19 protein-coding genes and 1 pseudogene are annotated in these 24132 nt (G+C 70.9%); 12 read left to right on the top strand and 8 right to left on the bottom strand.

Annotated elements, in window-relative coordinates:
* Positions 1-92 precede the first annotated feature (92 nt).
* Positions 93-1232 carry a transposase gene (locus KCH87_RS24565; protein WP_210588383.1) on the bottom strand — a complete coding sequence of 380 codons (1140 nt, stop codon included), beginning with the start codon at positions 1230-1232 and terminating at the stop codon, positions 93-95.
* A 169-nt stretch (positions 1233-1401) separates the two neighbouring features.
* On the opposite strand from KCH87_RS24565, the gene KCH87_RS24560 reads away from it, so the two are divergent.
* The 8 genes and pseudogenes from KCH87_RS24560 to KCH87_RS24525 all read left to right on the top strand — a co-directional run bounded on the left by KCH87_RS24560 (position 1402) and on the right by KCH87_RS24525 (position 10477).
* A complete protein-coding gene (locus KCH87_RS24560; protein WP_247196690.1) occupies positions 1402-3000 on the top strand; it encodes an ABC transporter substrate-binding protein in 1599 nt (532 codons plus the stop codon).
* Between the two features lie 41 nt (positions 3001-3041).
* The gene (locus KCH87_RS24555; protein ID WP_210588382.1) at positions 3042-4478 is read left to right on the top strand and encodes a M14 family zinc carboxypeptidase; all 1437 of its coding nucleotides are present in this window, start codon (positions 3042-3044) and stop codon (positions 4476-4478) included.
* Entirely contained in the window at positions 4475-5398 is a 924-nt protein-coding gene (locus KCH87_RS24550; RefSeq protein ID WP_210588381.1) for an ABC transporter permease, read from the top strand. Before KCH87_RS24555 ends, KCH87_RS24550 begins: the two co-directional genes overlap by 4 nt.
* Complete coding sequence (locus KCH87_RS24545) at positions 5391-6287, top strand: ABC transporter permease (RefSeq protein ID WP_210588380.1); 897 nt, start codon at positions 5391-5393, stop codon at positions 6285-6287. The genes KCH87_RS24550 and KCH87_RS24545 overlap by 8 nt, the downstream gene beginning before the upstream one ends.
* A gap of 23 nt (positions 6288-6310) precedes the next feature.
* Positions 6311-7307: pseudogene (locus tag KCH87_RS24540) on the top strand (ABC transporter ATP-binding protein).
* Entirely contained in the window at positions 7300-8292 is a 993-nt protein-coding gene (locus KCH87_RS24535; protein WP_210588379.1) for an oligopeptide/dipeptide ABC transporter ATP-binding protein, read from the top strand. Before KCH87_RS24540 ends, KCH87_RS24535 begins: the two are co-directional and overlap by 8 nt.
* Before the next feature lie 68 nt (positions 8293-8360).
* A complete protein-coding gene (locus KCH87_RS24530; RefSeq protein ID WP_210588378.1) occupies positions 8361-8963 on the top strand; it encodes an FMN-binding negative transcriptional regulator in 603 nt (200 codons plus the stop codon).
* Positions 8960-10477, top strand: coding sequence for an amidohydrolase (locus KCH87_RS24525; protein ID WP_210588377.1), 1518 nt, complete (start codon positions 8960-8962; stop codon positions 10475-10477). The genes KCH87_RS24530 and KCH87_RS24525 overlap by 4 nt, the downstream gene beginning before the upstream one ends.
* Here KCH87_RS24525 and KCH87_RS24520 read toward each other — a convergent pair.
* From KCH87_RS24520 to KCH87_RS24500, 5 genes are all read right to left on the bottom strand, one after another.
* Positions 10465-12924 (bottom strand): CHAT domain-containing protein, encoded by a 2460-nt coding sequence (locus tag KCH87_RS24520; protein WP_210588376.1) that lies wholly within the window; start codon positions 12922-12924, stop codon positions 10465-10467. The two genes, KCH87_RS24525 and KCH87_RS24520, sit on opposite strands and share 13 nt — an antisense overlap.
* A gap of 51 nt (positions 12925-12975) precedes the next feature.
* Positions 12976-14520 (bottom strand): CATRA conflict system CASPASE/TPR repeat-associated protein, encoded by a 1545-nt coding sequence (locus KCH87_RS24515; RefSeq protein ID WP_247196688.1) that lies wholly within the window; start codon positions 14518-14520, stop codon positions 12976-12978.
* Positions 14513-14848, bottom strand: coding sequence for a CATRA system-associated protein (locus KCH87_RS24510; RefSeq protein WP_210588374.1), 336 nt, complete (start codon positions 14846-14848; stop codon positions 14513-14515). The genes KCH87_RS24515 and KCH87_RS24510 overlap by 8 nt, the downstream gene beginning before the upstream one ends.
* Positions 14849-14923: 75 nt before the next feature.
* On the bottom strand, positions 14924-16609 hold the full coding sequence (locus KCH87_RS24505) for an IclR family transcriptional regulator C-terminal domain-containing protein (RefSeq protein ID WP_210588373.1): 1686 nt from the start codon (positions 16607-16609) through the stop codon (positions 14924-14926).
* 168 nt (positions 16610-16777) lie between these two features.
* Positions 16778-18082, bottom strand: coding sequence for a M6 family metalloprotease domain-containing protein (locus tag KCH87_RS24500; protein WP_247196687.1), 1305 nt, complete (start codon positions 18080-18082; stop codon positions 16778-16780).
* A gap of 257 nt (positions 18083-18339) precedes the next feature.
* Here KCH87_RS24500 and KCH87_RS24495 point away from each other — a divergent pair, with 257 nt between their 5' ends.
* Positions 18340-18987 (top strand): TetR/AcrR family transcriptional regulator, encoded by a 648-nt coding sequence (locus KCH87_RS24495; RefSeq protein WP_210588371.1) that lies wholly within the window; start codon positions 18340-18342, stop codon positions 18985-18987.
* Positions 18988-19117: 130 nt separating this feature from the next.
* Positions 19118-20659: an MFS transporter gene (locus tag KCH87_RS24490; protein ID WP_210588370.1), complete on the top strand. Its 1542-nt coding sequence runs from the start codon at positions 19118-19120 to the stop codon at positions 20657-20659.
* 209 nt (positions 20660-20868) lie between these two features.
* On the opposite strand, the gene KCH87_RS24485 is transcribed toward KCH87_RS24490, so the two are convergent.
* A complete protein-coding gene (locus KCH87_RS24485) occupies positions 20869-21396 on the bottom strand; it encodes a MarR family winged helix-turn-helix transcriptional regulator (RefSeq protein ID WP_210588369.1) in 528 nt (175 codons plus the stop codon).
* A gap of 109 nt (positions 21397-21505) precedes the next feature.
* On the opposite strand from KCH87_RS24485, the gene KCH87_RS24480 reads away from it, so the two are divergent.
* Positions 21506-22297, top strand: coding sequence for a dioxygenase (locus KCH87_RS24480; RefSeq protein WP_210588368.1), 792 nt, complete (start codon positions 21506-21508; stop codon positions 22295-22297).
* 1 nt (position 22298) lies between these two features.
* Here the strand turns inward: KCH87_RS24480 and KCH87_RS24475 are convergent, their stop codons facing one another.
* Complete coding sequence (locus KCH87_RS24475; protein WP_210588367.1) at positions 22299-22817, bottom strand: GNAT family N-acetyltransferase; 519 nt, start codon at positions 22815-22817, stop codon at positions 22299-22301.
* Positions 22818-23013: 196 nt separating this feature from the next.
* On the opposite strand from KCH87_RS24475, the gene KCH87_RS24470 reads away from it, so the two are divergent.
* Positions 23014-24009, top strand: coding sequence for an RNA polymerase sigma factor RpoD/SigA (locus KCH87_RS24470; protein WP_210588366.1), 996 nt, complete (start codon positions 23014-23016; stop codon positions 24007-24009).
* The last annotated feature ends 123 nt before the right edge of the window (positions 24010-24132 follow it).

Below are 24132 nucleotides of genomic sequence, written 5' to 3'. Positions count from 1 at the left end.
GGGAAGAGCGCCTCTGACCTGTTGCTTCTGGGCGGCGTGTCTCTTCGGTGGGGAGATGGGGGGCGGAGTCGGTGCCCCCGTCGCCGCCTGCGTCAGTTTCCGCCGCCGGGCTGTCGGTCCGCCGCGGCCTTGGCGATCACCGAGCACCAGGAGAGGGCGTCGGAGTCATCGGGCGCCTGGGTCACGGCATCGAGCCAGCGCTGCCAGAAGTCCGCCTTGCTCCACGAGGTGAACCGGCGGTGTGCGGTGGAGTGGGAGATCCCGTACTGCGCCGGGAGCTGGCCCCAGCCGCACCCCGAGGTGAGTACGTAGACGACGGCGGTGAGCGCCGGGCGTTCGCTGCCGGAGCGGGAGGGCAGCAGCGGTTCGGCGGTGGCCCACAAGGTGTCCGGGACGAGCCGCTGTGCCAGTGCCGGGCTCACCGTGGCGGAGAGGCGGTTGCGGGTCGCCTCGTCATCGTCATCCAGAGGATCCACCGCCGTCGCTGCCGCGACCGCCCCGTTCGCCGACCGGTCCGTGACCAGGCCCGCGGCCTCTTCCGTGCTCCGGTCCGTGGTCCGATCCGCGGCCTCTTCCGTGGTCCTCCGGTCTGCGGCCCGGTCCATGGCCCGGTCCGTGACCAGGCCCGCGGCCTCTTCCGCGGTCCGGTCCGTGGTCTGACCCCCGGCCCGGTCCGTGGTCTGACCCCCGGCCCGGTCCGCGGTCTGCGCACGGTACGTCCGCCACTGCGCCAGCAGTTCACCGTGGCTACTACGCACCCAGCGCATGTAGTCGCGCATGTTGCTCAGCCGGCGGCGGGGGGCCTCCTCCTCCGGGCCGAGCAGGGTGATGGCCTGCTCGGCCAGGTACTCCTGCCGGTCGAGGTAGCGGCGCTCGCCGGCCAGGAAGCTGCCCCATACGTCGTCCTCGACGCGGAAGTAGTGGCTGCGTTCTCCCGGTACCGCGTGCCGTCTGATGAAGCCCGCCTCGACCAGCCGGCGGGTCGCCAGTGAGACGGAGCCGGCGCTGACCCGCAGTGCGCGGGCCAGTTCGGCCGAGGAGACGTACGGGACATCCGTGATGAGCAGGTAGGCGATGATGCGGCCGTCCATCCGGCTGCTGCCGGCCGCCTCCCATACCAGCCCGATCTCCTCGACGAACGACTCCCGGCTCCAACCGCCGTCGCCGCCGTCGCCGCTGTCGTGGTGTGCGGTGCCGCTGTGCGTGGTGCTGTCCGCAGCGTCGCCGGGCATTGAGTCCTCCGCGTAAACTTTTATCTCATGCTAAAGGTTTCGTAGCTATGCATTGACATGGCATCTCAGCGACACCAGTATCCAGGTACGCGCCACGGTGAGATCCAGCCACCCGGGCTCTCTTCCCCGGGCCGTGTGATGGCGCGTCCCGCTCTCCCATGGAGTCGTCTTGCGTAGATCACCCATGTTCGCAGCCTCGGCGAGCCTATCGCTGGCCCTCGTTCCCGCCCTCGCCGCTTGTTCCGGCGGCACGGAGGGCGGTGGCTCTTCGGCGCAGACCGGTGGATTCTCGGTCGCCGTAGCCGAACCCGACCATCTCACGCCGGGCCGCAGCACCCTCGGCTCCGATGAACTCCGCGTGCTCTTCGCCCCCCTGGTCAAGGTCGACGCCAAGGGCGGGATCAGTTACGTACAGGCGAAGTCGGTGACCTCCACCGACGCCCGGCACTGGACCATCAAGATCCGCTCCGGCTGGAAGTTCCACAACGGCGAGGCGGTCACCGCCCAGAGTTACGCCGATGCCTGGAACGCCACCGCCTACGCCCCCAACGGCTGGGCCGGCAACGGCCAGCTCGCCGGGATCGAGGGCTACTCGGCACTGAACCCCGCCAAGGGCAAGCCGAAGACCAAGACCCTCTCGGGGGTGAAGGTCGTCGACGCCACGACGCTGGAGGTCACCCTCACCAGCCCGGACAGCCAGTTCCCGCTCCAGCTCACCCCGCTCCAGCTGGGCTTCTACCCGTTGCCGAAGGCGGCGTTCAAGGACCCCAAGGGCTACGACAAGAAGCCGATCGGCAACGGCCCGTTCAGGATGACCTCCGCCTGGAAAGCCGACGAGGGCACCACGGTCAGCGCCTACGCGGCGTACCGGGGGACCAAGCCGAAGTCGTCCGCCATCACGTTCAGGAGCTACAGCGACCTCGGCACCGCTTACACCGACGTACAGGCGGGCAACATCGACGTGGCCTATGTGCCGGTCAGCAAGTACGGCCAGGCCAAGGCCGACTTCGGGGACCGGCTGTACACCTACGAGGCGCCGTCGCTGGAGTTCATGGGACTGCCGCTGAAGGGCGGGAAGTTCGACGACATCCGGCTGCGCAAGGCGCTGTCCATGGCGATCGACCGCTCCGCCGTCAACAAGGCGATCTACGGCGGCCTCTACACCCCGGCCACCTCCCTCACCCCGCCCTCCGAGGTCGGTGCCGAGACCGGCATCTGCGCCGCCTGCGCATACGACCCGGCCGCGGCGAAGGCGCTGCTCAAGGAGGCGGGCGGCTGGTCAGGGGAGCTGACCCTCACCTACCCGGGCGGGCTCGGCCTCGACGAGCTCTACAAGGCGGTCGCCAACCAGATCAGGCAGAACCTGGGCATCAGTGACGTCAGGGCGGTGCCGACCGCCGACTGGGCGGAGTTCAGCGAGAAGGCGTTCGGCAACAAGATCACCGGGCTCAACCACGCGCACTGGGGCGCCCTCTATCCCAGCATGCAGGCGACCCTGCGCGGCATCTTCACCAAGGCCGGCGGCTGCCAGGTGTGCAGCCACTACAGCGACACCGACGTCGACAAGCTGCTGCGGCAGGCCGACAGTGCGGCCGACACCTCCTCGGCCGCGCGGCTCTACAACGACGCACAGAAGCGCGTCCTGAAGGACTTCCCGGTGATCCCGCTCTTCTACGGCAGCTACATCTACGCCAGTACCAGCCGGGTGAGCGGAGTGAGCGTGGGCCCGGCCGACGTCGATCTCCTCAACGTATCCGTCGTCGGCTGACCACCCCACCCGCCCCCGATACCCCGGAGACCCGCACCAGCATGACCGCCGCGACATCCGAGCAGTCCGCCCCCGCCATGCCGTCCCCCGGGAACTGGGTACGGCACGCGGCGACCGTCCCCGAGACCCACGCCTACCCGGCTGTGGACGAACTCCTCGCTTCCTTCCGGGAGTTGGCCGCAGCTCATCGGGGCCTGGTGACCGAGAGCCGGATCGGCACCTCCACCCTCGGCGAGCCCCTGTACTGCTTCACGGTCGGCGAAGGACCCGCGAGCCTCGCGACCGGCGAGGGCGGCGGATACGTCGTCGTCGGCGGGGTGCATCCCAATGAGCCGGTCGGCGCCGTGACCGCCCTACGCCTGGCCACCGCCCTGTGCGAGAGCCCGGAGCTGCGCGATCACTTCGGCGGCGCCTGGCACATCGTGCCCTGCATCGACCCGGACGGGGCCCGGCTCAACGAGGGCTGGTTCGCCACCCCGACCGACAAGCGCAACTACGGACGCCACTTCTACCGGCCCGCCGGCAACGAACAGGTCGAGTGGACCTTCCCGTTCGCCTACAAGAACGCGTGGTTCGACCGCGTACTGCCCGAAACCCTGGCGCTGATGCGGCTGTTGGACGCCACCCGGCCGCGCTTTCTGACCACCCTGCACAACTGCGAGGCGGGCGGCGTCTATTACTACATGAACCGTCCGGCCCCCGAGCTGTACGAGGTCCTGACGGAGATCCCGGCCTCCCTCGGCATGCCGCTGGCGACCGGCGAGCCCGAGGCCGCGCACGCCCCGGTCTACTCCCAGGCGGTCTACGGCTGTATCGACATGAAGGACGCCTACGACTACCTCGAAGGGCTCGGCGTCGACGCCGCCGCGAAGATCGCGGGCTCGTCGAGCGCCGCGTACGCCGAGCGCTACGGCACCTTCTACTTCGTCACCGAGGTCCCGCACTGGAGCCACCCGGACGCCGGCGACAGCACGCCCACCGAGGAGCGTTACGCCGACGTCGTCCGGGGCCGGGCGCGGGCGCTGGGAGAGGCGGGGACGCTCCTCGGCGGCATCCTCGACGCGGCGAACCCGCACCTGACGATCCCGTCCCCCTTCCTGCGCGCGGTCCGCGACTTCGTACCGTCGCTGGCCGAACTCGCCACGATGGAGTCGGCCCGCGCCGACGGACTGCCCGACCGGGCCGCCACCGTGTCCGAACGCTTCGACTGCGAAGCCGGAGTGCACAGCCTCCGCGTGCGCTTCGGGGGCATGCTGCTGCGCGCCCTGAACGCGGAAGTGGTCGCGGGCACGGCCACCCCCGAAGTGCGCCGGTGCCACCGGGAGTTGCTGGAGACGTACGAGACGTGGGAGCGGGAGGCCGGCCCGGTGACAGGCGACCCCATCCCGATCTCGACGCTGGCCGGCATCCAGTACGGGGCGCTGCTGGCCGCCGCGGACCACGCCCGCGCCCGTGACGTCCCGGGGGACCCCGGATGACGTATCTGCTACGCCGCCTGCTGGAGGCGCTGCTCGTCTTCTTCGGCATCAGCCTGGTCATCTACGCGATGACGTACGTACTGCCCGGCGACCCCGTCGCCGCGCTCGCCGGTGACCGGCCCCTGGCGCCCAGCGTGGTGCGGGCGTTGCGCGAACAGCACCACCTCGACGATCCGTTGCTGGTGCAGTACGGCCACTACCTGGCCGGTCTGTTCCAGGGCGACCTCGGCACCGACTTCAACGGGCGTTCCGTCGCCGAGCAGATGACCGACCGCTGGCCGGTCACCCTGAAGCTGGCGCTGACGGCCTGGGGCATCGAAGCGGTCGTCGGCATCGGACTCGGAGTGCTCGCCGCGCTGCGCCGGGGCACCTGGACGGACCGTACGGTGCTCGCGTTCACGATCGGCGCCACCTCCGTGCCGGTGTTCGTGCTCGCGTACACCGCACAGGTCGTCCTCGGCGTGAAGCTGGGGTGGTTCCCGGTCGCCGGGAACACCGACGGCTGGCCGACGAGCTATCTGCTGCCCGCGCTGTGCGTCGCGGCCTTCGGACTGGCGTCGGTGTCCCGGCTGGTCCGGGCCGAGGTGATCGAGAACCTGCGCGCCGACTACGTACGCACCGCCGTCGCCAAGGGCCTCACCCGGCGCCGGGTGGTCGGCGTCCACGTCCTGCGAAACTCCCTCATCCCGGCCGTCACCTACCTCGCCATCGACCTCGGCTATCTGCTCGGCGGCACCGTGATCATCGAGGGTGTCTTCAACCTCCCCGGCATCGGCCAGCTGCTCTTCCAGGCCATCCGCGCCCACGCCGGGCCGACGGTGGTGGGGGTGTCGACCACCCTGATCCTGATCTTCCTGGCCGCGAGCGTCCTGGTCGACCTCCTCAACAGCCTCCTGGACCCGAGGATCCGCCATGACTGACACCGCTCCATCACCGGGGGTCTCACCGGCGGCTTCGTACGGGACCTCGCAGGGCGCCTGGCACGAGCTGCGCCACAGGCCGGTGTTCCTCCTCACCGGCGGCTGCGCCCTGCTGCTCCTCCTGCTCGCCGCCGCGCCGGGACTCTTCGCGGGCTGGTTCGGCCACGGCGACCCGACCGTCTGCGACCTCGGGCACAGCGCCGAGGGCCCGGCCCCCGGGCACCCCTTCGGATACGACGTCCAGGGCTGCGACCTGTACGCCAACGTCATCCACGGCGCGGGTGCCTCGCTCGGCGTCGGCCTGCTCGCCACCGGCCTCGGGCTCGCCGTCGCGCTGGTCCTCGGGTCCCTTGCCGGGATGGCCGGCCGGATCGTCGACAGCGTGATCGCCAGGATCACCGATGTCTTCCTCGGCTTCCCGTTCCTGCTCGGCGCGATCGTCGTCCTGAACAGCGTCACCACCCGTGACGTACCGACGGTGGCCGGCGTGCTGGCGTTGTTCGGCTGGCCGACCATGACCCGGGTGGTGCGGGCGTCGGTGCGGTCGGTGCGTGAGGCCGACTACGTGGTGATGGCCCGCAGCCTCGGCGGGAGCCAGTGGCACATCGTGCGCAGACACGTCCTGCCGAACGCCCTCACGCCGGTCCTCGTCCTCGCCACCATCACCGTCGGCGGGGTGATCGTCGCCGAGGCCGCCCTGACATTCCTCGGCGTCGGGCTCCAACCCCCCTCGATCTCCTGGGGACTTCAGCTTGCCGGAGCCCAGAACTCCTTCCAGACCCACCCGCACCTGCTGATCTTCCCCGGGCTCTTCCTCTCCTTCACCGTCTTCGTACTCATCACCTTCGGCGACACCGTGCGCGACGCCCTGGATCCGAGAGGCCGGTGAACCCCCTCATGAACCACAAGAACATGGACCGCACGGCCGTGAACACGCCGCTGCTGGACGTCCAGGACCTCACCGTCGACGTGCTGTCCCGGACCGGTGCCGCCCAACGAGTCGTCCACGGAGTCTCGTTCACCCTCCACGAGGCCGAGACCCTCGCGCTCATCGGCGAGTCCGGGTCCGGCAAGAGCCTCTCCGCGATGGCCGTCATGGGCCTGCTCCCGGCCACCACCGCCCGGTGGCGGCAGCGCCCGCCACCGGGGCACGGACCTGCTGACCCTGCCCGAGGACCAACTCCGCGCCCGGCGCGGCAAGCACATCGCGATGATCTTCCAGGACGCCCTGTCCGCCCTCAACCCCACGCTCACCGTGGGCTTCCAGATCGCCGAGACCATCCGGGCCCACGAGGGCGTCGGCCGCCGCGAGGCCCGCGCCCGGGCCGTCGAGCTGATGGCGCGGGTCCGTATCCCCGACCCGGCCCGCCGCTACCGCGACCATCCGCACCAGTTCTCCGGCGGCATGCGCCAGCGCATCATGATCGCGATGGCGGTGGCGCTCAGCCCCGACGTCCTCGTCGCCGACGAACCCACCACCGCCCTGGACGTCACCGTGCAGGCCCAGATCATGGAACTGCTCGCCGACCTCCGCGAGGAGACCGGCTCCGCGCTCCTGCTGATCACCCACGACCTGGGGCTCGCGGCCGGCACCGCCGATCGGGTCGCCATCATGTACGCCGGGCGGATCCTGGAACAGGCCCCGGTCCAGGAGCTGTACGACCGGCCCGCCCACCCCTACACCCGAGGGCTGCTGGCCGCCGTGCCCCGCCTCGACGGGGACACCGACGCCCTCACGCCCATCCCCGGCACCCCGCCCGGCCCCGGACCGCAGCCCGCCGGCTGCACCTTCCACCCTCGTTGCCCCGACGTCCGTGAGCCCTGCGCGACGCAAGCGCCGATGCTGCTCCCGGACCCGCCGGCCCGGCTCGTCGCCTGCCACTACCCGCTGGAGGTCTCCGGTGTCTGACGACCCCCCGCTGCTGGAAGCCCGCGGCCTGGTCAAGCACTACAAGGCCGGTGGTCCGGCGGTCGGCGGGCGCCGGACGACGGTCAAGGCGGTCGACGGCGTCGACCTCACCCTGCGGCGGGGCTCCACCCTCGGCCTCGTGGGCGAGTCCGGCTGCGGCAAGTCGACCCTGAGCCGCCTCCTGATGGCCCTGGACCGCCCCACCTCGGGCACGGTCCTGGTCGAGGGCCGGAACCTGCTCCGGCTGCCGTCGGCCGAACTGCGCCGCCGCAGGCGGGACATCCAGCTGGTCATGCAGGATCCGTACACCTCGCTCGACCCCCGGATGACGGCCCTGGAGATCGTCCGGGAGCCGCTGGACATCCACCGCGACCTGGTGCCGAAACAGGACCGCGCGTCCCGGGCCCGCGAGCTGCTGGAGACGGTCGGACTCGACCCGGGGCACGCGAACCGCCACCCCCACCAGTTCTCCGGCGGGCAGCGCCAGCGCCTCGGCATCGCCCGGGCGCTCGCGCTGCGCCCGAAGATCCTGGTCTGCGACGAACCGGTGTCCGCACTCGACGTGTCCGTCCAGGCCCAGGTCATCAACCTCCTCAAGGAACTGCAACGCGAGTTCGGGCTGTCGTACGTCTTCGTCGCGCACGACCTGGCCGTGGTCCGGCATGTCGCCGACGAGATCGCCGTCATGTACCTGGGACGGATCGTCGAACAGGGCGACAGGGACACCGTCTTCGCGCTCCCCGCGCACCCGTACACCCGGGCACTGCTGTCCGCCGTCCCCGATCCGGACCCGCGCCGCCGCGCCGCCGCCGGCCGCATCGTGCTGCGGGGCGACCCTCCCAGCCCGTCCCGTCCGCCCACGGGATGCGCCTTCCACACGCGCTGCTGGAAGAGCGAGGAGCTCTGCGCCGCACACCGGCCGGTGCTGTCCGCGCCGCCGGCCGACGACCGACGGCAGGTCTCCTGCCACTTCCCCGAGAACTGACACAGAGAACTGACACAGAGAACTGACAGAACGGGACAGAACACTTGCTACAGCAGGAGATCTTCCGGGTGAACGACCCCGGGTGGATCCGTGATCTCGTATGCGCCCACCCCTGGGCCACCCTGATCAGCCACACCGCACACCGCGGACTGGTCGTCTCCCACCTGCCGGTGCTGATGGACGATTCCAAGGACGATGCCGTGCCCACCCTGCTCGGCCACCTCGCCCGTACCGACGCCGAGGAGCACGAACTCGGCTCCCACGAGGCCGTCGTCGTCCTCCAGGGACCGCACGGCTACATCTCACCGGCCTGGTACGAGGAGACACCGCACGTCCCGACCTGGAACTTCACCGTCCTGCACGTCCACGGCCGTCCCGAGATCCTCGACCCGGCGGACACCTACGACGTGCTGTCCGCCACCGTCGACCACTTCGAGGACCGCTTCCCCGAGCCCTGGCGGCTGGCCCGGGTGGAGGCCTACGCCCACCGGATCGCCCCCGCCGTCACCGCGTTCCGGCTGCCCGCCACCAGGCTGGTCGCCAAGGCGAAGCTCAGCCAGGACGAGCGCGAGGGCGTGGTCCGCCGGCTCGCCGAGGCCCTCGAATCCGACCAGCCGTACGCCCGTCCCGAACTCGCCCGCGCCATGCGGGACATCCGGAGGATGCCGTGAGCACCGCGAACACCACGACGACGACCACCGCAGGGGCCGTCACCCTGCGTCGGGTCCACCTGGGCGCGGGCGGGCCGCTGAGCGACGTCCGGATCGAGAACGCCGTCGTCACGGCCGTCTTCCCGGCGGGCGAAGCTCCGCCCGCCGACGGACAGCGCGTCGACCTCGACGGCCGTACGCTGCTGCCGGGCCTGTGGGACTCGCACGTCCACATGGTCCAGTGGGCGGTGACGCGCCGCCGCCTCGATGTGTCAGGCGCCGGTTCCGCGCAGGCCGCGGCGGGCTCGGCCGGGGAGCGGGCCGCCGCCCTGCCGCCGGGCGAACCGCTGATCGGCTACGGCTTCCGCGACGGACTGTGGCCGGACCCGCCCCACAAGGACCTGCTGGATGCCGTCGTACGCGACCGTCCCGTGCTGCTGATCAGCATGGATCTCCACTCCGCCTGGCTCAACTCGGCCGGACTCGCCCTGGTGGGCCGCGGCGACCACCCCACCGGACTGCTGCGCGAACAGGACTGCATCAAGGCCGTGGCCGCCATGCCGTCCGCCGCGCCGGAGCTGACGGACCAATGGGTTCGGGACGCCTGCGTCGCCGCCGCCGCGCGCGGGATCACCGGCATCGTCGACTTCGAGTACGCCGACAACATCGCGGACTGGACCCGCCGGATGAACGGCGCCGCGGTGCCGCTCCGGGTGGCTGCCTCCATCTGGCCCCCGCATCTGGAGGCGGCGATCGGCCGAGGGCTCCGCACCGGCCAGACCCTGGACACCCCGGGCGGGCTGCTGGAGGTCGGGCCGTTCAAGCTGTTCACCGACGGCTCGCTCAACACCCGTACCGCGCTGTGCCACGAGGCGTATCCGGGCTCGGTCCCCGGCGAGCCGGGCTCCCACGGGCTGGCGGAGCTGACCCCGCAGCAACTCGTGCCGCTGCTGCGCCGCGCCTCCTCCCACGGGATCGTCCCCGCCGTGCACGCGATCGGGGACCGCGCCAACGAGGTGGCCCTCGACGCCTTCGAGGCGGTGCGGTGCCACGGCCGGATCGAGCACGGTCAGCTGCTCGCGGCGAAGGACATTCCGCGCTTCGCCGAGCTGGGCGTCACCGTCGGCGTCCAGCCCACCCACGCCGTGGACGACCGGGATGTCGCCGACCGGCACTGGGCGGGCCGGACCCACCGCGCCTACGCCTTCGCCGACCTGCTCGCCGCCGGAGCCGTTCTCGAACTGGGTTCCGACGCCCCCGTCGCACCGCTCGACCCGTGGCTGACCATCGCGTCCGCCGTCACCCGGACCGGCGACGAACGCCCGGCATGGCACCCGGAACAGCGGATTCCGGTGGCGGCAGCCCTGGCCGGATCCTCCCGGGGACGGCGGTTGATCCGGGTCGGCGACCGGGCGGACCTGGTGGTGACGGACGCCGACCCGCTCACCGCCGACGCCCCGACCCTGCGCGACATGCCCGTGTACGCCACCATGCTGGCCGGTGCCTGGACGCACGGCCGCCATCAGACGCCGTAGTGGACGAACGAGACCCACGCGCTCGGGTGATCGGGGTGCCGTGCGCGTTCGCTGAGCAGGGCTCGGCGCAGGGCGTGCGCGCTGCGGCGGGACGCGAGGTCGACCGGCCTGGACGGCGGCTCCTGCGACTCCTGCCCGGAACCGGTGAACGCCCTCCGAAGCCGGCGGCCGAGCCTGCGCCACATCGACGGCTTGGCGGCGGGGCGGTCGGCGGCGCTGTCCTCGGGCGGCGCGACGAGCTCGGCATAGATGTCCTGCGCGATGCGTGCGGTAGGTCCGTCGGGCACCGGCCAGAGCGTCCCGATGACGGCCTGGAACTCGGAGTACATGAGGGCGGCGGCGAGGCTGACCCACTCGTCGCGGACCAGGCTGCCGCCCGCCGCCGTCGTACAGGCCGCGAGCAGTGCGAACTCGGCCTCCAGGGGAGGGAGTTCGGCCAGATCCGCGACGGTCAGCGGGCGGTCGTGGAGCGACAGATGACTCTTGAGAGGCTCGTCCAGGCTCTGCACGGCGTGGCAGTCGAAGTGGGTCCAGGCGTGCTGGGGGAGCGCCTTGTGCACTTCGTCCCACGTCGCTGCGGGGCCCACCAGAGAGGTGCGCTGCTTACGGGGCAGCAGCACGGTCAGCTTGGCCAGGGTCCGGGCCGTCGCCGGGAGATGACCGGCCGCGGGCGAGACGAGAAGGTGACGCCGGTTGGCCGGCGCGCCGATGACCGGGGTGTCGCGCGCCTTTCGGGCCCGCATCAGCGCGCTCACAGTCGGTGTGTAGGAAGAGGTCACCCGGTCGAGGACCGAAGGGCCGTCGACGGCGCCGGCGGCGTGCAGGGGCAGGGTGGTCAGAGGCCCCGTGGGAATCCACCACACATGCGTGGGCGTCGTGGGCCCGGCGGTGCGGGGCTGGGCTGCCAGCGCGTCCAGGACCGGCGAGGCCACGGTGTGCCAGAGCCAGCGCAGCACCTCCCGGATGGTGTCCTCACGCCCCTCACCGTCGGTCGTGGTCATGGCGGCGAGATACGTCTGAGCCTGCTGCTCGGCATCGGCAGCGGTGAGGTCCGGGAGGTGGACGAGGTCGGGGCCCTCGGCGTCCCGGTTGACGATCATCGCGTCGCAACGCCAGGGGCTGACGTTGATGTAGACGACGGGACCCTCCGAAGCCGCAGGCCGGATATCGCGGAGGTAGTCCGGTCGTAAGAAGCTGATGTACGGCAGACCGCGCTTCGCCGTCCGGCTCAGTGACTCCCATTCCCGAACGGCGTCGGAGAGCTCGCCCACAACGGCGGCCGGCGGTCGCCACGGGAAGCCCCAGCGGTCGGTGTCCATCCGCGGATCGCCCTTCTCCAAGGCGGATGAAGCGGATGAGGACGGCCCGTACACGCCTGTCGACGGCCCCAGTTGGGTCAGTCCGGCGTACGCACGGTCCATCCTCGTCACGAGATCCGGCGGTAGCCGCGGTAGCTGGGATGTCGTGCGTACGGCAGCCGGTTTCCGCCGCCGCTCGCGCCGGTTCTTCCGCGACTCTTTGCGGGACTCCTTACCCGAGGACTTCCCCGAGGACTTCCCGGAGGACTTCCCGGAGGACTTCTCGGATGACTCCTCGGAGGAGGCTCGTGGAGTGGCTCCCCGCGCGACCAGTCGCCTGAGCAACTCCTCCTGGGGCGTACGGTTCGTGAGGTCCTGCTCCCACACCACGGCACGACCCTGTTCCAGGACGCGTACGGCGAGGGTGGCATCGCCCGCGGCCAAGGCGCTGGACGCGGCTTCGGCGGCCAACCCCCGGTATTCGGCGAGGAGTTCCAGCACCTGGTCACGGGGGCCCCAGACGACCTGGGAGAGGAGATCCACGGCGTAGGTGAGGTCTGGGCAGCCGGCCGCCAGGCCCTCCTTCGTCACCGCCGCGTTCCCACTGGCACGCGCGGCACTCAGCCGCTCCAGTGCGGTGAACCCCGGTGTACGGCTCTTGTCCCGGCGCAGTGACTGAAGGGAAGGGAGACGCTCGCGCCGTTCGTCGGACAGCGGGGTTCCGGTCAGTGACAGCCGCAGTTCAAGGGCGCCCAGCAGGTTGTGCAGCACCCGGGCCCGGGACAGCGTGAGGCGGGCGGTTTTCTCGTAGGCCATGACGAAGTGGTCGAGTGCCTCGTCGAGGTCATCGATGTCCTGGGTGCGCCGATAGCGGTCGATGAGAGCGACACCAAGGCTGTTGCCGTACTTGCCCCGGTCCGGATCATCGCCCGCCGCCGCGACGACGGCGCGACGGAAGCAGGTGACGGACATGTCGAGGCGGGCGAGGTCCCGGCCGCCCAGCGCGTCGGCGTGCGCCGCCAGGCCCTGTTTGAAGGCCTCCGCGGCCCTCGACAGCGCCGCTCTGACGGTCCGCTGCTCCACTCTTCGGGACTGGGCCGGCCGCTCGTTTCCCCGCCCGGAGCCGCCCCACTGACTGCTGTAGGCCATGACGGCATCACTCCCTCTCGCCCGCCGCTCCCGCCATTCACATCATTTCTGTCATTCCCGCCTGTCGCGTGCGGATGCCGCGAGCATGCCCAGAACCGCCACAACCGCTCCGGCTGCCGCACCCGCCCAGGTCCACCCCACGCCGAGGCCTCGGCCCCCCAGAGCCGCCACACCCACCCAGGCCAGCGTCGCGCCGACCGCTCCCGTGCCCAGGCGCACCAGGGCCAGTGGCCAGCGCCGCTCCGGCGCCACGACCCGCAGCACCACGAGCGACGCGAGCAGGGCGAGGGCACCGAGAGCCGTGACGACGGCCGGTTTGACCGGTCCGGGCAACGGCACCGTGTACTGAAGGGACTGGACGGCGGCGAGGCTCATCAGGATGGCGCCGATCGCCCCGGTCAGACCGAGGTTGACGGTCTCCTGGCGGCGCTGCCGGCCGCGCTGCACCAACTGGTCGGCGAGGGCGCCGACCTGTTCGGAGCGGCGCAGCGCGGCCTCCACATAGGTCGCCTCGTCATCAAGACGTTGGACAAGCCAGTCCGCCAGTGCTCTGTCGTCGGCGAACGGTCCCCCCAGTGCCGGATCGCCGGCCAGGGCGGCGAGGTTGGCAGCGGCGATCTCCACGGTGCGGGACATCTCACGGCTGCGGGTCGAGCGGTCGACGAGGCCGCGCTCGCGGGCCTGAAGATCCACCAGGGCATGGGCCGCCTTGATGAGCTCCGACTGACGCCCGGGCCCTGTCGGTGCGGCGGCGGTCTGTTTCAGCAGCTCCGCGATGGCGGCGTCCGTGGCGGCACGCAGCGTGGAGATGTCCTCGGCCGCTCGCCGAACCCGCAGTTGGTAGCGGAGCTTGGCGGCATGGAGGAGATACTTCGCCAGGCGCGGGAGTTCCCGGTTGCGGTCCGTCCAGGTCCACGCGGTCAGTTCGGGATCCTGCTCGTGCCCGGCCACGACGACCAGCCGGCGTTCGGCCCGGATGTCCGGAGCGGGCGAGACCTCCCAGACGGCAAAGCCCTCGGGCGTCACAACTCCCGCTGCCCCATGGGCGGGCGCGCCGGATATGCGTGAGCGCAAGGCCACGGACAGGGGGCCGTGCGGATCGATGGAGGGCCGGGCCGCGGGCTCGGACAGCCGGGCCAGATACAGCCGGGCCTCTCCGAGCAGTCCGTCGACGGGCGGCCCGGGTCCCCGTGTCGCTCCGGCGGGCCGGGCCGCCCGGACGGCCTCGGACCACTGCGCGTCCAACTCCGCCCATCCCAGGTCCTCGGTGGCGCCCGGAGCCAGCATGACCGAGAGGCAGACGGCGTCGTGGTCCCGGCGCAGCGCGGCCTGGCGCAGCCCGGGGCCGGGACCGTTTCTGACCGCCAGCAGCCCCCGCGTGTGCGATGCCCAGGCGGGCGGGGCGGGATCGTCCGGGCCCGACTCCCAGCCGCCCTCGGGGTCCAGGCCCACGCCCACCCGCGGCACCGGCTCCGTCATGCCGAGCCGCTCGCCGCACTGGGCCCACAGCTCCCGGACGAATCCGAGCGCGGCCGCCCGATGCTCGCCGCCCGTGACGACGAACACGTGCACTCCCAGGGCCTCGGCCTCAATCATGCGGGCCCGAGCCGGCGGAGTCCGGGTCCTCCGGCGCCGGCCCTTCGCCGGGTGCGGCGCCCAGACTGTGGATCAGCTCATTGACCCGCTCGCGGTACACCTCGGGGAACGGCAGTGAGGACGCCTCCTCCAGCCCCGAGATGCGATGAGGGCCCGCCATCTCGACATCTGCCACCGCACGCCGGAACCCGGTGACGTCCCCGGCGCCGAGAGTCCGCTCCATACCTGCCAGGCCCCGGCCGACCCGCTCCCAGTTCGAGGACTTCAGCGACCAGAGCGGAACATCCCCGAGAACCTCCACAGCCAGCTGCCGCAATCCCTCGTCCATGAACGAAGAGCGTAGCGACCCACATGCGCCAACTCACCTCACAGGTAACAGGCTTGACCTGTTGCCGGCGCCGCCTCAAATCGCCGAAACCCGCGTGAACCTTCCCGCCACATGCAGGTCTGACTCGATGCGCGTGGCAGCTGTCCGCAGCTCGGGCAGGATGTCCTGGACGCATTCGGCGACGGTGTGGCGGGCCGCGTGCATCGCGACGTTCACCGCGGCCACCACCCGGCCGGTACGGTCGCGGACCGGCACCGCGATCGAGCGCAGCCCCTCCTCCAACTCCTCGTCGACCAGGGCGTATCCCTGGGAACGGACCTCGTCCAGCAGCTCGGAGACGGCCGCTGGATCCGTGACCGTGCGAGGGGTCAACGCCCGCAGCTCGCCGAACACCCGCGCCGCTTCCGGTACGTCCGCCAGCATCACCCGCCCCATCGAGGTCGCGTACGCCGGCAGCCGCGTGCCGACCGTGATGTTCACGCTCATCACCCGGCTCATGGCCACCCTGGCCGTGTACTGGATCTCCTCGCCCGACGGGGTCAGGACCGCCAGCGACGCGGACTCGTGGACCCGGGCCGACAGGTCGGAGAGGTGCGGGGTCGCGATATGGGAGAGGTCCGTGCGGGAGAGGGGCGGGAAGCCCAGGGAGAGGACGCGCGGGGTGAGGGTGAAGGTGCGGTGCGAGGCCGGTGCCACCAGGCCCAGGTGTTCGTAGGTGATCAGCGCCCGGCGGGCCGTCGCCCGTGCCAGGCCCGTCGCCTTCGCGACCTCCGTCAGGGTCAGCTCCGTGCGCCCCTCGCCGAAGGCCGTCAGCACCGTCAGACCGCGGGCCAGCGACTCGACGAACTCCCGCCCCAGCTCCTGCTTCGACGCTCCCGTCCAGGTCGCCAGCCCCGACGGCGGCGGAGCGGGCTCCGCCGGCGGGGTCTCCCGCAGTTCGCGTTCCATGTCCGTCACCGCCGCCCGCAGCCGGGGGAGGAGCGTGTCGCGCAGGTCGGCGGCGGTGTGTCGGCTGGTGTGGCTCACCACGCTTGCCACGCAGGCGACTTGGCCGGTGCGGGGGTCCCGTACGGGAACCGCGACCGCCACCAGGCCCGGTTCGATCAGCTGGTCGTCCAGGGCCCAGCCGTCCGCCGCCGCCTGTGCCGCCCGGTGCTCGAACTCCTCGTCGGGGTGGGTGTGTTCACGCGGTGGTACGGCGGGAAAGTCCCGGTCCTGCGGGTCCGCCGCCCGGCGTGCCCGCCAGCGCGCCCACTCCTCGTCCGTCCACTCGGCGGCGAACAGCGGTCCGGGCGCGGTGCGTTCGGCCGGGAGCAGGTCGCCGATGCGGAAGCTGAGGGACATCGCGCGGCGACGGGTGGCCTGGTGGATGAAGCGGATGCCGTCGCGGTCGCCGACCGCCAGCGACACGGACTCGTCGAGTTCGTCGGCGAGTTCGTCGGCGCGCGCGTCGAGCAGCGTCGGCAGGCGGAGGGCCGACAGATACGCGTTGCCCAGTTCCATCAGGCGGGGCGTGAGGACCGCGTCCCGGCCGTCGAGACGGACGTACCCCATGCGCGCGAGCGTCGACGTGATCCGGTCGACGGTGGAGCGGGCCAGGCCGGTGGCCCGCTCCAGACCGCTCGGGCTCAGCGTGCCGCCCGCCTCGGTCAGGCACCGCAGCACGGCGATCCCGCGCATCAGCGGCGTGACCGCCTCGGCCGGAACGGCGGCGGGTTGGCCGGCCACCCCAAGGGCGGCCGTCGTGGTCTTCGCGGGCATCGGTTCTCCGGTACGGCGGACGCGGCAGGCCTACGGTAATCCGCACCCGTCCGCGCCATTGCCGCGCTATCCGTAGCGGGTGGTTGTGGTGGGTGGTCTTCAGGGCCGTGTCAGCCGCGCCGGCTGGTCGTGGCCGGTCGTCTTCAGGGCCGGGTCAGCCGTGGGGGATCAGCCCTGCCCGTTTCCTCGGTCCCGTGTCACCCGTACCCGGTAGTCGCCGTCGAGGTCGGCTCCTGTCACCGTGATGCGGATGCCGCGGCGGGGGTCCCGGAAGTCCTCGCCGGGTGCGAAGGGCGCGTCGGACAGTTCCGCGTGGACGTTCGGGCTGCGGGTGCAGCCGCCGCTGTCCCGGCGTGAGTCGTACACCCTGACCGGTCCCTGGCCGGTGTCCACTCCTGCGTCGACCTTGTAGATCAGCACGCCGGGGCGGCAGACCGTCTCGTCGTTGCCGGCGCGGGTGCGCAGTTCCACGGCGTATCCGGTGCGCGTGTCGACCGGGACGAAGACCAGCTTGGGGCCGCCGGCGCGGGACAGCGGAGTCAGCGCGTAGTCGGTCGTGCCGCGGGTGGCCGCGCAGTTCACCTGGGTCGCGTCCAGCCAGCCCAGCTTCCACTTGTGCCAGCCGAGGAAGTCGTTGTTGGCGCCCCAGTCCTCGCTCATGATGTCCCAGTGGCCGACCGCGGCCCCGCCCTCCTGGGTGTAGAGGTCGGGCAGGCCGAAGACATGGCCGTTCTCGTGGGGCAGGACGCGGTAGCCGGTCTTGGCGTAGGTGCCGGAGCCGTCGTCCTGGCGGGAGTAGACGAAGGACGCGTTCGCGACCGGGACGCCGTCCGCCACCGGCGCCTCCGTGTTGCCGGCGAAGGTCACCGACAGGACCGTGTCCAGCGCGGAGGGACCGGCGTTCGGGGTCATCAGTACGTTCAGGAAGTCGTACGACCGGAAGTCGACCTTGGGATCGGCCGTGGCGACGAGATCCTGGACCAGGTCGCGGTAGCCGGGGTCGAAGGGGGCGCCGCGCTCTATGCCGTACGCCTTGAAGGGCTTCGGCAGGCGCAGCCACTGCCGTACCGGCATCTCGGGGCGGTAGTCCAGACGGCCGTAGGAACTGGTGCGGAACCATTCCTGGGTCTGTGGGAAGAACTCGGCGTAGCGGTCGAGCGCCGTGCCCTCGCCGGGCGCGTCGGAGAAGTCGATCATCAGGGTCAGGGCGCGGACGGTGCCGGTGGAGCGGGAGTAGCCGCGGGGGGTCGGGACGCCCTCCGACATCTGGACGGCCGAGGTGCCGACGATCATGCAGGGGCCGTGGGTGGCGGAGCGGGCCAGGGCGATCGAGCCGGCGCCGGCTGTCGTGGAGGTCGCCACCAGGTGCCCTGTACCGGCCGAGGTGCTGACCGCGAAGGTCAGGACGGTCACGGAAGCGAGGGCGGCGAGGCGGCGCGGGCGTATCCGACGTCTGGCGGTCGGCTGCGGCATGCACGGCCCCCTTCGCTCCGGGCAGCCGCAGGTCACCGGCTGCATCCTTTCGATCACCCTGGGGCGGAGGAGGGACGGGGCGCGCGCTGGAGGGGCCGAACGTGGGTTTCCCGCGAGTAGTGCTGTGACTCAGGTCACAGGAAATCTCTTCGAGAGCGGGAAATAACCGGGGATCGCTTCCCCGTTTAGACCTGTGTCCGCGCGAAGCGGGGAGACCTTCCCCGGATCGCACCACAGTCAAGTTCGAGGAGTACGCCGTGCAGACCGCGACCCCCGTGCAGAAGAAGGTGAGCCGGCCGCGCGCCGACGCCCTGCGCAACCGGGAGCGGATCGTCACCGCCGCCCGCGAGATGTTCGTCGAGTTCGGCCCTGACGTGCCGCTCGACGAGGTCGCCCGCCGGGCCGGCGTCGGCAACGCCACGGTGTACCGCAACTTCCCCGACCGCGACGCGCTGGTCCGCGAGGTCGTCTGCTCGGTCATGGACCGTACGGCCGAGGCGGCGCACCAGGCGCTCGCGGAGACGGGGGACGCCTTCGAGGCGCTGGAGCGCTTCGTGCACGCCGCCGCCGACGAGCGGATCAGCGCGCTGTGCCCGATGATCGCCAGCACCTTCGACCAGCACCACCCCGACCTGGTGGCGGCGCGGGAACGGGTCGAGCAGCTCATCGAAGAGGTCATGGGGCGCGCCCAGAAGGTGGGCCAGCTCCGCTCCGACGTGGCCGTCGGCGACATCATGCTCGCCGTGGCCCAGCTCAGCCGGCCCCCGGCCGGTGTCGGCTGCATGAGCCTCGACCGTTTCGTCCACCGACACCTCCAGCTCTTCCTGGACGGACTGAGGGCCCCGGCCCGCTCGGTCCTGCCGGGGGTGGCCTCAACCATGGAGGACCTGCGGAGCCAAGTCTGACCGATTAGTTCAGAGCGTCACGCCAGTCAGTCACGTCGTTCGAGACACATAGCTTCCGGCCGTCAGCGAGGACGAGCCGTCCCTTTAACTCACCGTTTTTCCGTCCCGAAGTCCCGAAGTGGGTACCTCCATGTCTGATACAGCCGCAAAGGCTCCCGGCCTCCCGGCCCAGTCCGGCGATCCCAACCGCTGGAAAGCGCTCGTCTTCATAGCGCTCGCCCAGCTGATGGTCGTGCTCGACGCGACCATCGTGAACATCGCACTGCCGTCCGCCCAGCAGGACCTCGGCATCTCCGACGGCAACCGTCAGTGGGTCGTCACGGCCTACGCCCTCGCCTTCGGCGGACTGCTGCTGTTCGGCGGCCGGATCGCCGACCTGTGGGGCCGCAAGCGCGCCTTCGTCGTCGGCCTGATCGGCTTCGCCGCGGCCTCCGCGCTCGGCGGTGCGGCCACCAACGAGGCCATGATGTTCGGCGCCCGCGCCCTCCAGGGCGTGTTCGGCGCACTGCTCGCGCCCGCCGCGCTCTCCCTGCTCGCCGTGATGTTCACGGACGCCAAGGAGCGCGCCAAGGCGTTCGGCATCTACGGCGCGATCGCCGGTGGTGGCGGTGCCGTGGGCTTCATCCTCGGCGGTGTGCTGACCGAGTACATGGACTGGCGCTGGACGTTCTTCGTCAACATCCCGTTCGCGATCGCCGCGGCGCTCGGTGCGTACTTCGTCATCCGTGAGCCGGAGGGCGGCCGCAACCGCAACCCGCTCGACATCCCCGGCGTCCTGCTCTCCACGCTCGGTCTGGTCGCGCTCGTCTACGGCTTCACCCGCGCCGAGTCCAACGGCTGGGGCGACTCGACGACCGTCGGTATGTTCGTGGCGTCCGCGGTGCTCCTGATCGCCTTCGTGATCACCGAGGCCAGGGTCAAGGCCCCGCTGCTGCCGCTGCGCGTCATCACCGACCGCAACCGCGGCGGGGTCTACCTCTCGCTCGGTATCGCGATCATCGCGATGTTCGGCACCTTCCTGTTCCTGACCTACTACCTGCAGATCGTGAAGGGCTACACGCCGATCAAGACCGGCTTCGCCTTCATGCCGATGATCGTCGGCATGATGGTCGGCTCGACCCAGATCGGCACCCGTCTGATGACCCGCGTCCCGGCGCGGCTGCTGATGGGCCCCGGCTTCCTGGTCGCCGCGATCGGCATGCTCCTGATGACCCAGCTGGAGATCGGTTCGTCGTACGCCTCGACCATCCTGCCCGCGATGCTGCTGCTCGGCCTCGGCATGGGTACGGCGTTCATGCCGGCCATGTCCCTGGCCACCCTGGGCGTCGAGCCCCGGGACGCGGGTGTCGCCTCCGCGATGGTCAACACCTCGCAGCAGGTGGGCGGCGCGATCGGTACGGCCCTGCTGAACACGATCGCCGCGTCGGCCACGACCACCTACATCGCGGACCACATCGGCTCCGCGACCTCCCCGTCGCAGCAGCAGCTCGTCCAGCTGCAGGGCCAGGTGCACGGCTACACCAACGCCATCTGGTTCGCCGTCGGCATGCTCGTGCTCGCCGCGGTCATCGTCATGGTCCTCGTCAACGCCGGCAAGCCCGACACCTCCGCGGTGGCCGGTTCCGGCGACGCCGTCGAGGACGAACTGGCGGTACCGGTCGTCGCCCACTGAGGCAACGGCCCCCTTCGGGACCCACTCGTATGCACGGGGGAGGGGACGCCCTCGTACATACGACTCCCAGGACCTGTTCCCGACTCCGAGCACCGGAGCCGGGGGCAGGTCCGCCCCCTTTGGTGGCAGCGCCCCGTAAGGGGCGCGGGGAACTGCGCGACCAGCCCCCACCGGCCCGCAGCCGACGAACAGCCCACCCAGCGCAGCCCTCAGCGGAGCCACGGCAGATCCGCCCCCGCCTCACTCGGCTGCAGCCCCTCCGCGATGATTTCCATGATCTCGCCGAGGGACTTCTGCTGTTCCGGGCTGAGCCGGTCGAACAACGCCTGGCGCACCGCCTCGACATGCCCCGGCGCGGTACGCCGCAGCACCTCCACCCCCTCCTCCGTCAGCACCGCGAACTGCCCCCGCTTGTCGGAGGGGCAGTCCTCACGCCGTACCCACCCGTTCTTCTCCAGACGCGCGACGGCGTGCGAGAGACGGGAGCGGGTGATCTTCGCGGACATGGCCAGCTCGGTCATCCGCAGCCGGCGGCGGGGGGACTCGGCGAGGGCGACCAGAAGGCCGTAGTAGATGTGCGGCATGCCCGCGTCACGCTGGAGCTGGCGGTCGAGGTGGTCCTCGAGAAGGTAGGTGGCGTGCAGATAGAAGCGCCAGGTTCGCTGCTCCTCGGCGGTGAGCCAGCGGGGCTCCTCGGCCGGTTTCTGTTCGGGTGCGGATGCGGGTGCCGTGTTCATGTACTCCACTGTACGAGGCTCTCCTTGAAGGTTAAACAAATAAGACGTAGGATTCGCGAAGGAGTGCTTTAGACTTCAAGTAGTTGGTTTCCGGGAGGGAGTCGCCGTCATGTCCGCCGCCACTCAGGAGCGCATGCCCGCCCTCTATCTCAGCCACGGCGCCCCACCGCTCGCGGACGACCCGGTCTGGCCCGGCGAACTCGCCGCCTGGTCCGCCGACCTGCCGCGCCCGACGGCGATCCTCATGGTCTCCGCCCACTGGGAGGAGGCCCCGCTCGCCCTCGGCGCCACCGAGACCATCCCGCTCGTCTACGACTTCTGGGGCTTCCCCGAGCACTACTACCAGGTCCGCTACGAGGCTCCGGGCGCCCCCGGACTCGCCGAGTCCGTACGGAAGTTGCTGCGCGCGCCCGGCATGCCCGTACAGGACATTCCGGACCGCGGCCTCGACCACGGCGCCTACGTCCCGCTGGTGGAGATGTTCCCCGAGGCCGACATACCGGTCCTCCAGGTCTCCATGCCGACCCTCGACCCGGTCGGGCTGATGGAGATCGGCCGCAAGCTCGCGCCGCTGCGCGACGAGGGCGTGCTGATCGTCGGCTCCGGCTTCTTCACCCACAACCTGGCCGCGCTGCGGCACACCGGCGGGGGAGTGCCGAGCTGGTCGTCCGAGTTCGACGACTGGGGCCGGCGGGCGCTACAGGCGCGCGATGTGGACTCCCTGCTGGACTTCCTGGACAAGGCCCCGGCGGGCCGCTACGCCCACCCGCGCACCGAGCACTTCGCCCCGCTGTTCGTGACGCTGGGCGCGGCGGACGCGGCCGGCGAGCTGGACGCGCAGAAGTCGGTGATCGACGGGTTCTGGATGGGGATGGCGAAGAGGTCCGTCCAGTTCGGGTGACCTACAGAGCCTTTTCGTACCAGGCGACGTCCCAGTAGCGGCCGAACTTTCGGCCCACCTCGCGGTACGTGCCGACGTACCGGAAACCGAAGTGTTCGTGCAGCCGCGTGGACGCTTCGTTGGGTTGAGCGATGCCCGCGTAGGCCCGGTGCAGATCCTCGCCGGCGAGTGCCTCGAAGAGGGCCTTGTAGAGGAGCGTGCCGATGCCGCGGCGGCCCGTGCCGGGGGCGACGTAGACCGTGACCTCGACGGAGGTCCCGTAGGCGGGCTTCGCACGGTAAGGGCTGGATGTGGCGTAGCCCAGAATCTCCTGTGAGTCGCCCGACGTGGCAACCATCAGCCGGTACGGGCCGTCTTCAGGGTGGGAGAGCAGCCAAGGACGTCGCTCCTCCGGAGTGAAGACGGCCGTGTCGAAGGTGATGGGCGTTTCGCGTACGTAGTGGTTGTAGAGGTCGGTGAGGGCTTCGAGGTCGCTCTCGACTCCCGGCCTGACCTGCACCTCTGTACGTTCCGACGACATCACGCCTCCTCGTGTGGCGGCACAGGGTACTGCATGATCAGAAAAATAGAGGGACGCGTTGGGAATTCTGTCCTGATTCCAGTCGTTGTTTCCATCGGATGCAGGGAACCCGAGGGGTGAACTGAAGAGTTACTCAAGGTGTGGACCGGGCATCCGAAGGACCACCCGCTGACCTCACCATCGCAAGGGAGCACGCATGGCAACCGGTGCCGTCGCCCGTCGTCAGTCCGCCAAGGGCGGGACCGACGCGGCACGCAGTGTTCGCGCCCACGGCGGCGAGATCGCCGACCGCGACCTGGTCGGCATGTACCTCGACGAGATCGCGCGCACACCTCTGCTCGACGCCGCCAAGGAGGTCGAGCTGTCCGAAACCATCGAGGCCGGAGTGTTCGCGCGACAGGTCCTCGACGGCGAGGCGGAGTCCAAGGTGGACGCCACCCGCGAGGAACTCGAGGCGCTGGTCGCCGAGGGTGAGCGGGCCAAGGACGTCTTCATCCGCTCCAACCTCCGCCTTGTCGTGGCCGTGGCCCGCCGCTACCCCCGCAGCGGCCTGCCCCTGCTGGACCTCATCCAGGAGGGCAACGCCGGCCTGGTGCGCGCGGTGGAGAAGTTCGACTACCGCAAGGGCTTCAAGTTCTCGACGTACGCGACCTGGTGGATCCGCCAGGCCATCACCCGCTCGATAGCCGACCAGTCCCGCACCATCCGGCTCCCCGTCCACCTGGTGGAGGAGCTGGGCCGGATCCGCCGCATCCAGCGCGAGTTCAACCGGGAGAACGGCCGCGAGCCGGAGCCCGCGGAGATCGCCGCCGAGCTCGGCTCGACGCCGGAGCGCGTGACGGACGTCCTGGACTGGGCCCGCGACCCGGTCTCGCTGAACATGGGGGTGGACGACGACGGTGACACCCAGTTCGGCGACCTGCTCGAGGACACCTCCGCGGTCTCCCCGGAGCAGTCGGTCCTGACCCTGCTGCGCAGCGAGGAGCTCGACGGCCTCATCGGCCGCCTCGACCAGCGCACCGCCTCGATCATCAAGATGCGGTACGGCATCGAGGACGGCCGGGAGCGCACGCTGACGGAGGTCGGCAAGGAGCACGGCCTCACCCGCGAGCGGATCCGCCAGATCGAGAAGCATGCGCTGCTGGAGCTGAAGAAGCTGGCCCGGTCCACCGGGTTCGACGCGGCGGCGTAAAAGACGACGGTGTAAGGCGGTTTTCTCGGGGCAGACGCACTCCGTCCGGAGCGCTCAGGACGCTGGGCGCATCGGGCGGCGTACGACTCCCGGTGACGCGTACGCCGGGTGGCGAAAGACCGC

Origin of the sequence: Streptomyces sp. GESEQ-35, assembly GCF_017948485.1 — a bacterium.
Lineage (GTDB): Bacteria > Actinomycetota > Actinomycetes > Streptomycetales > Streptomycetaceae > Streptomyces.
This window is presented reverse-complemented; position numbering and strand designations above follow the sequence as displayed.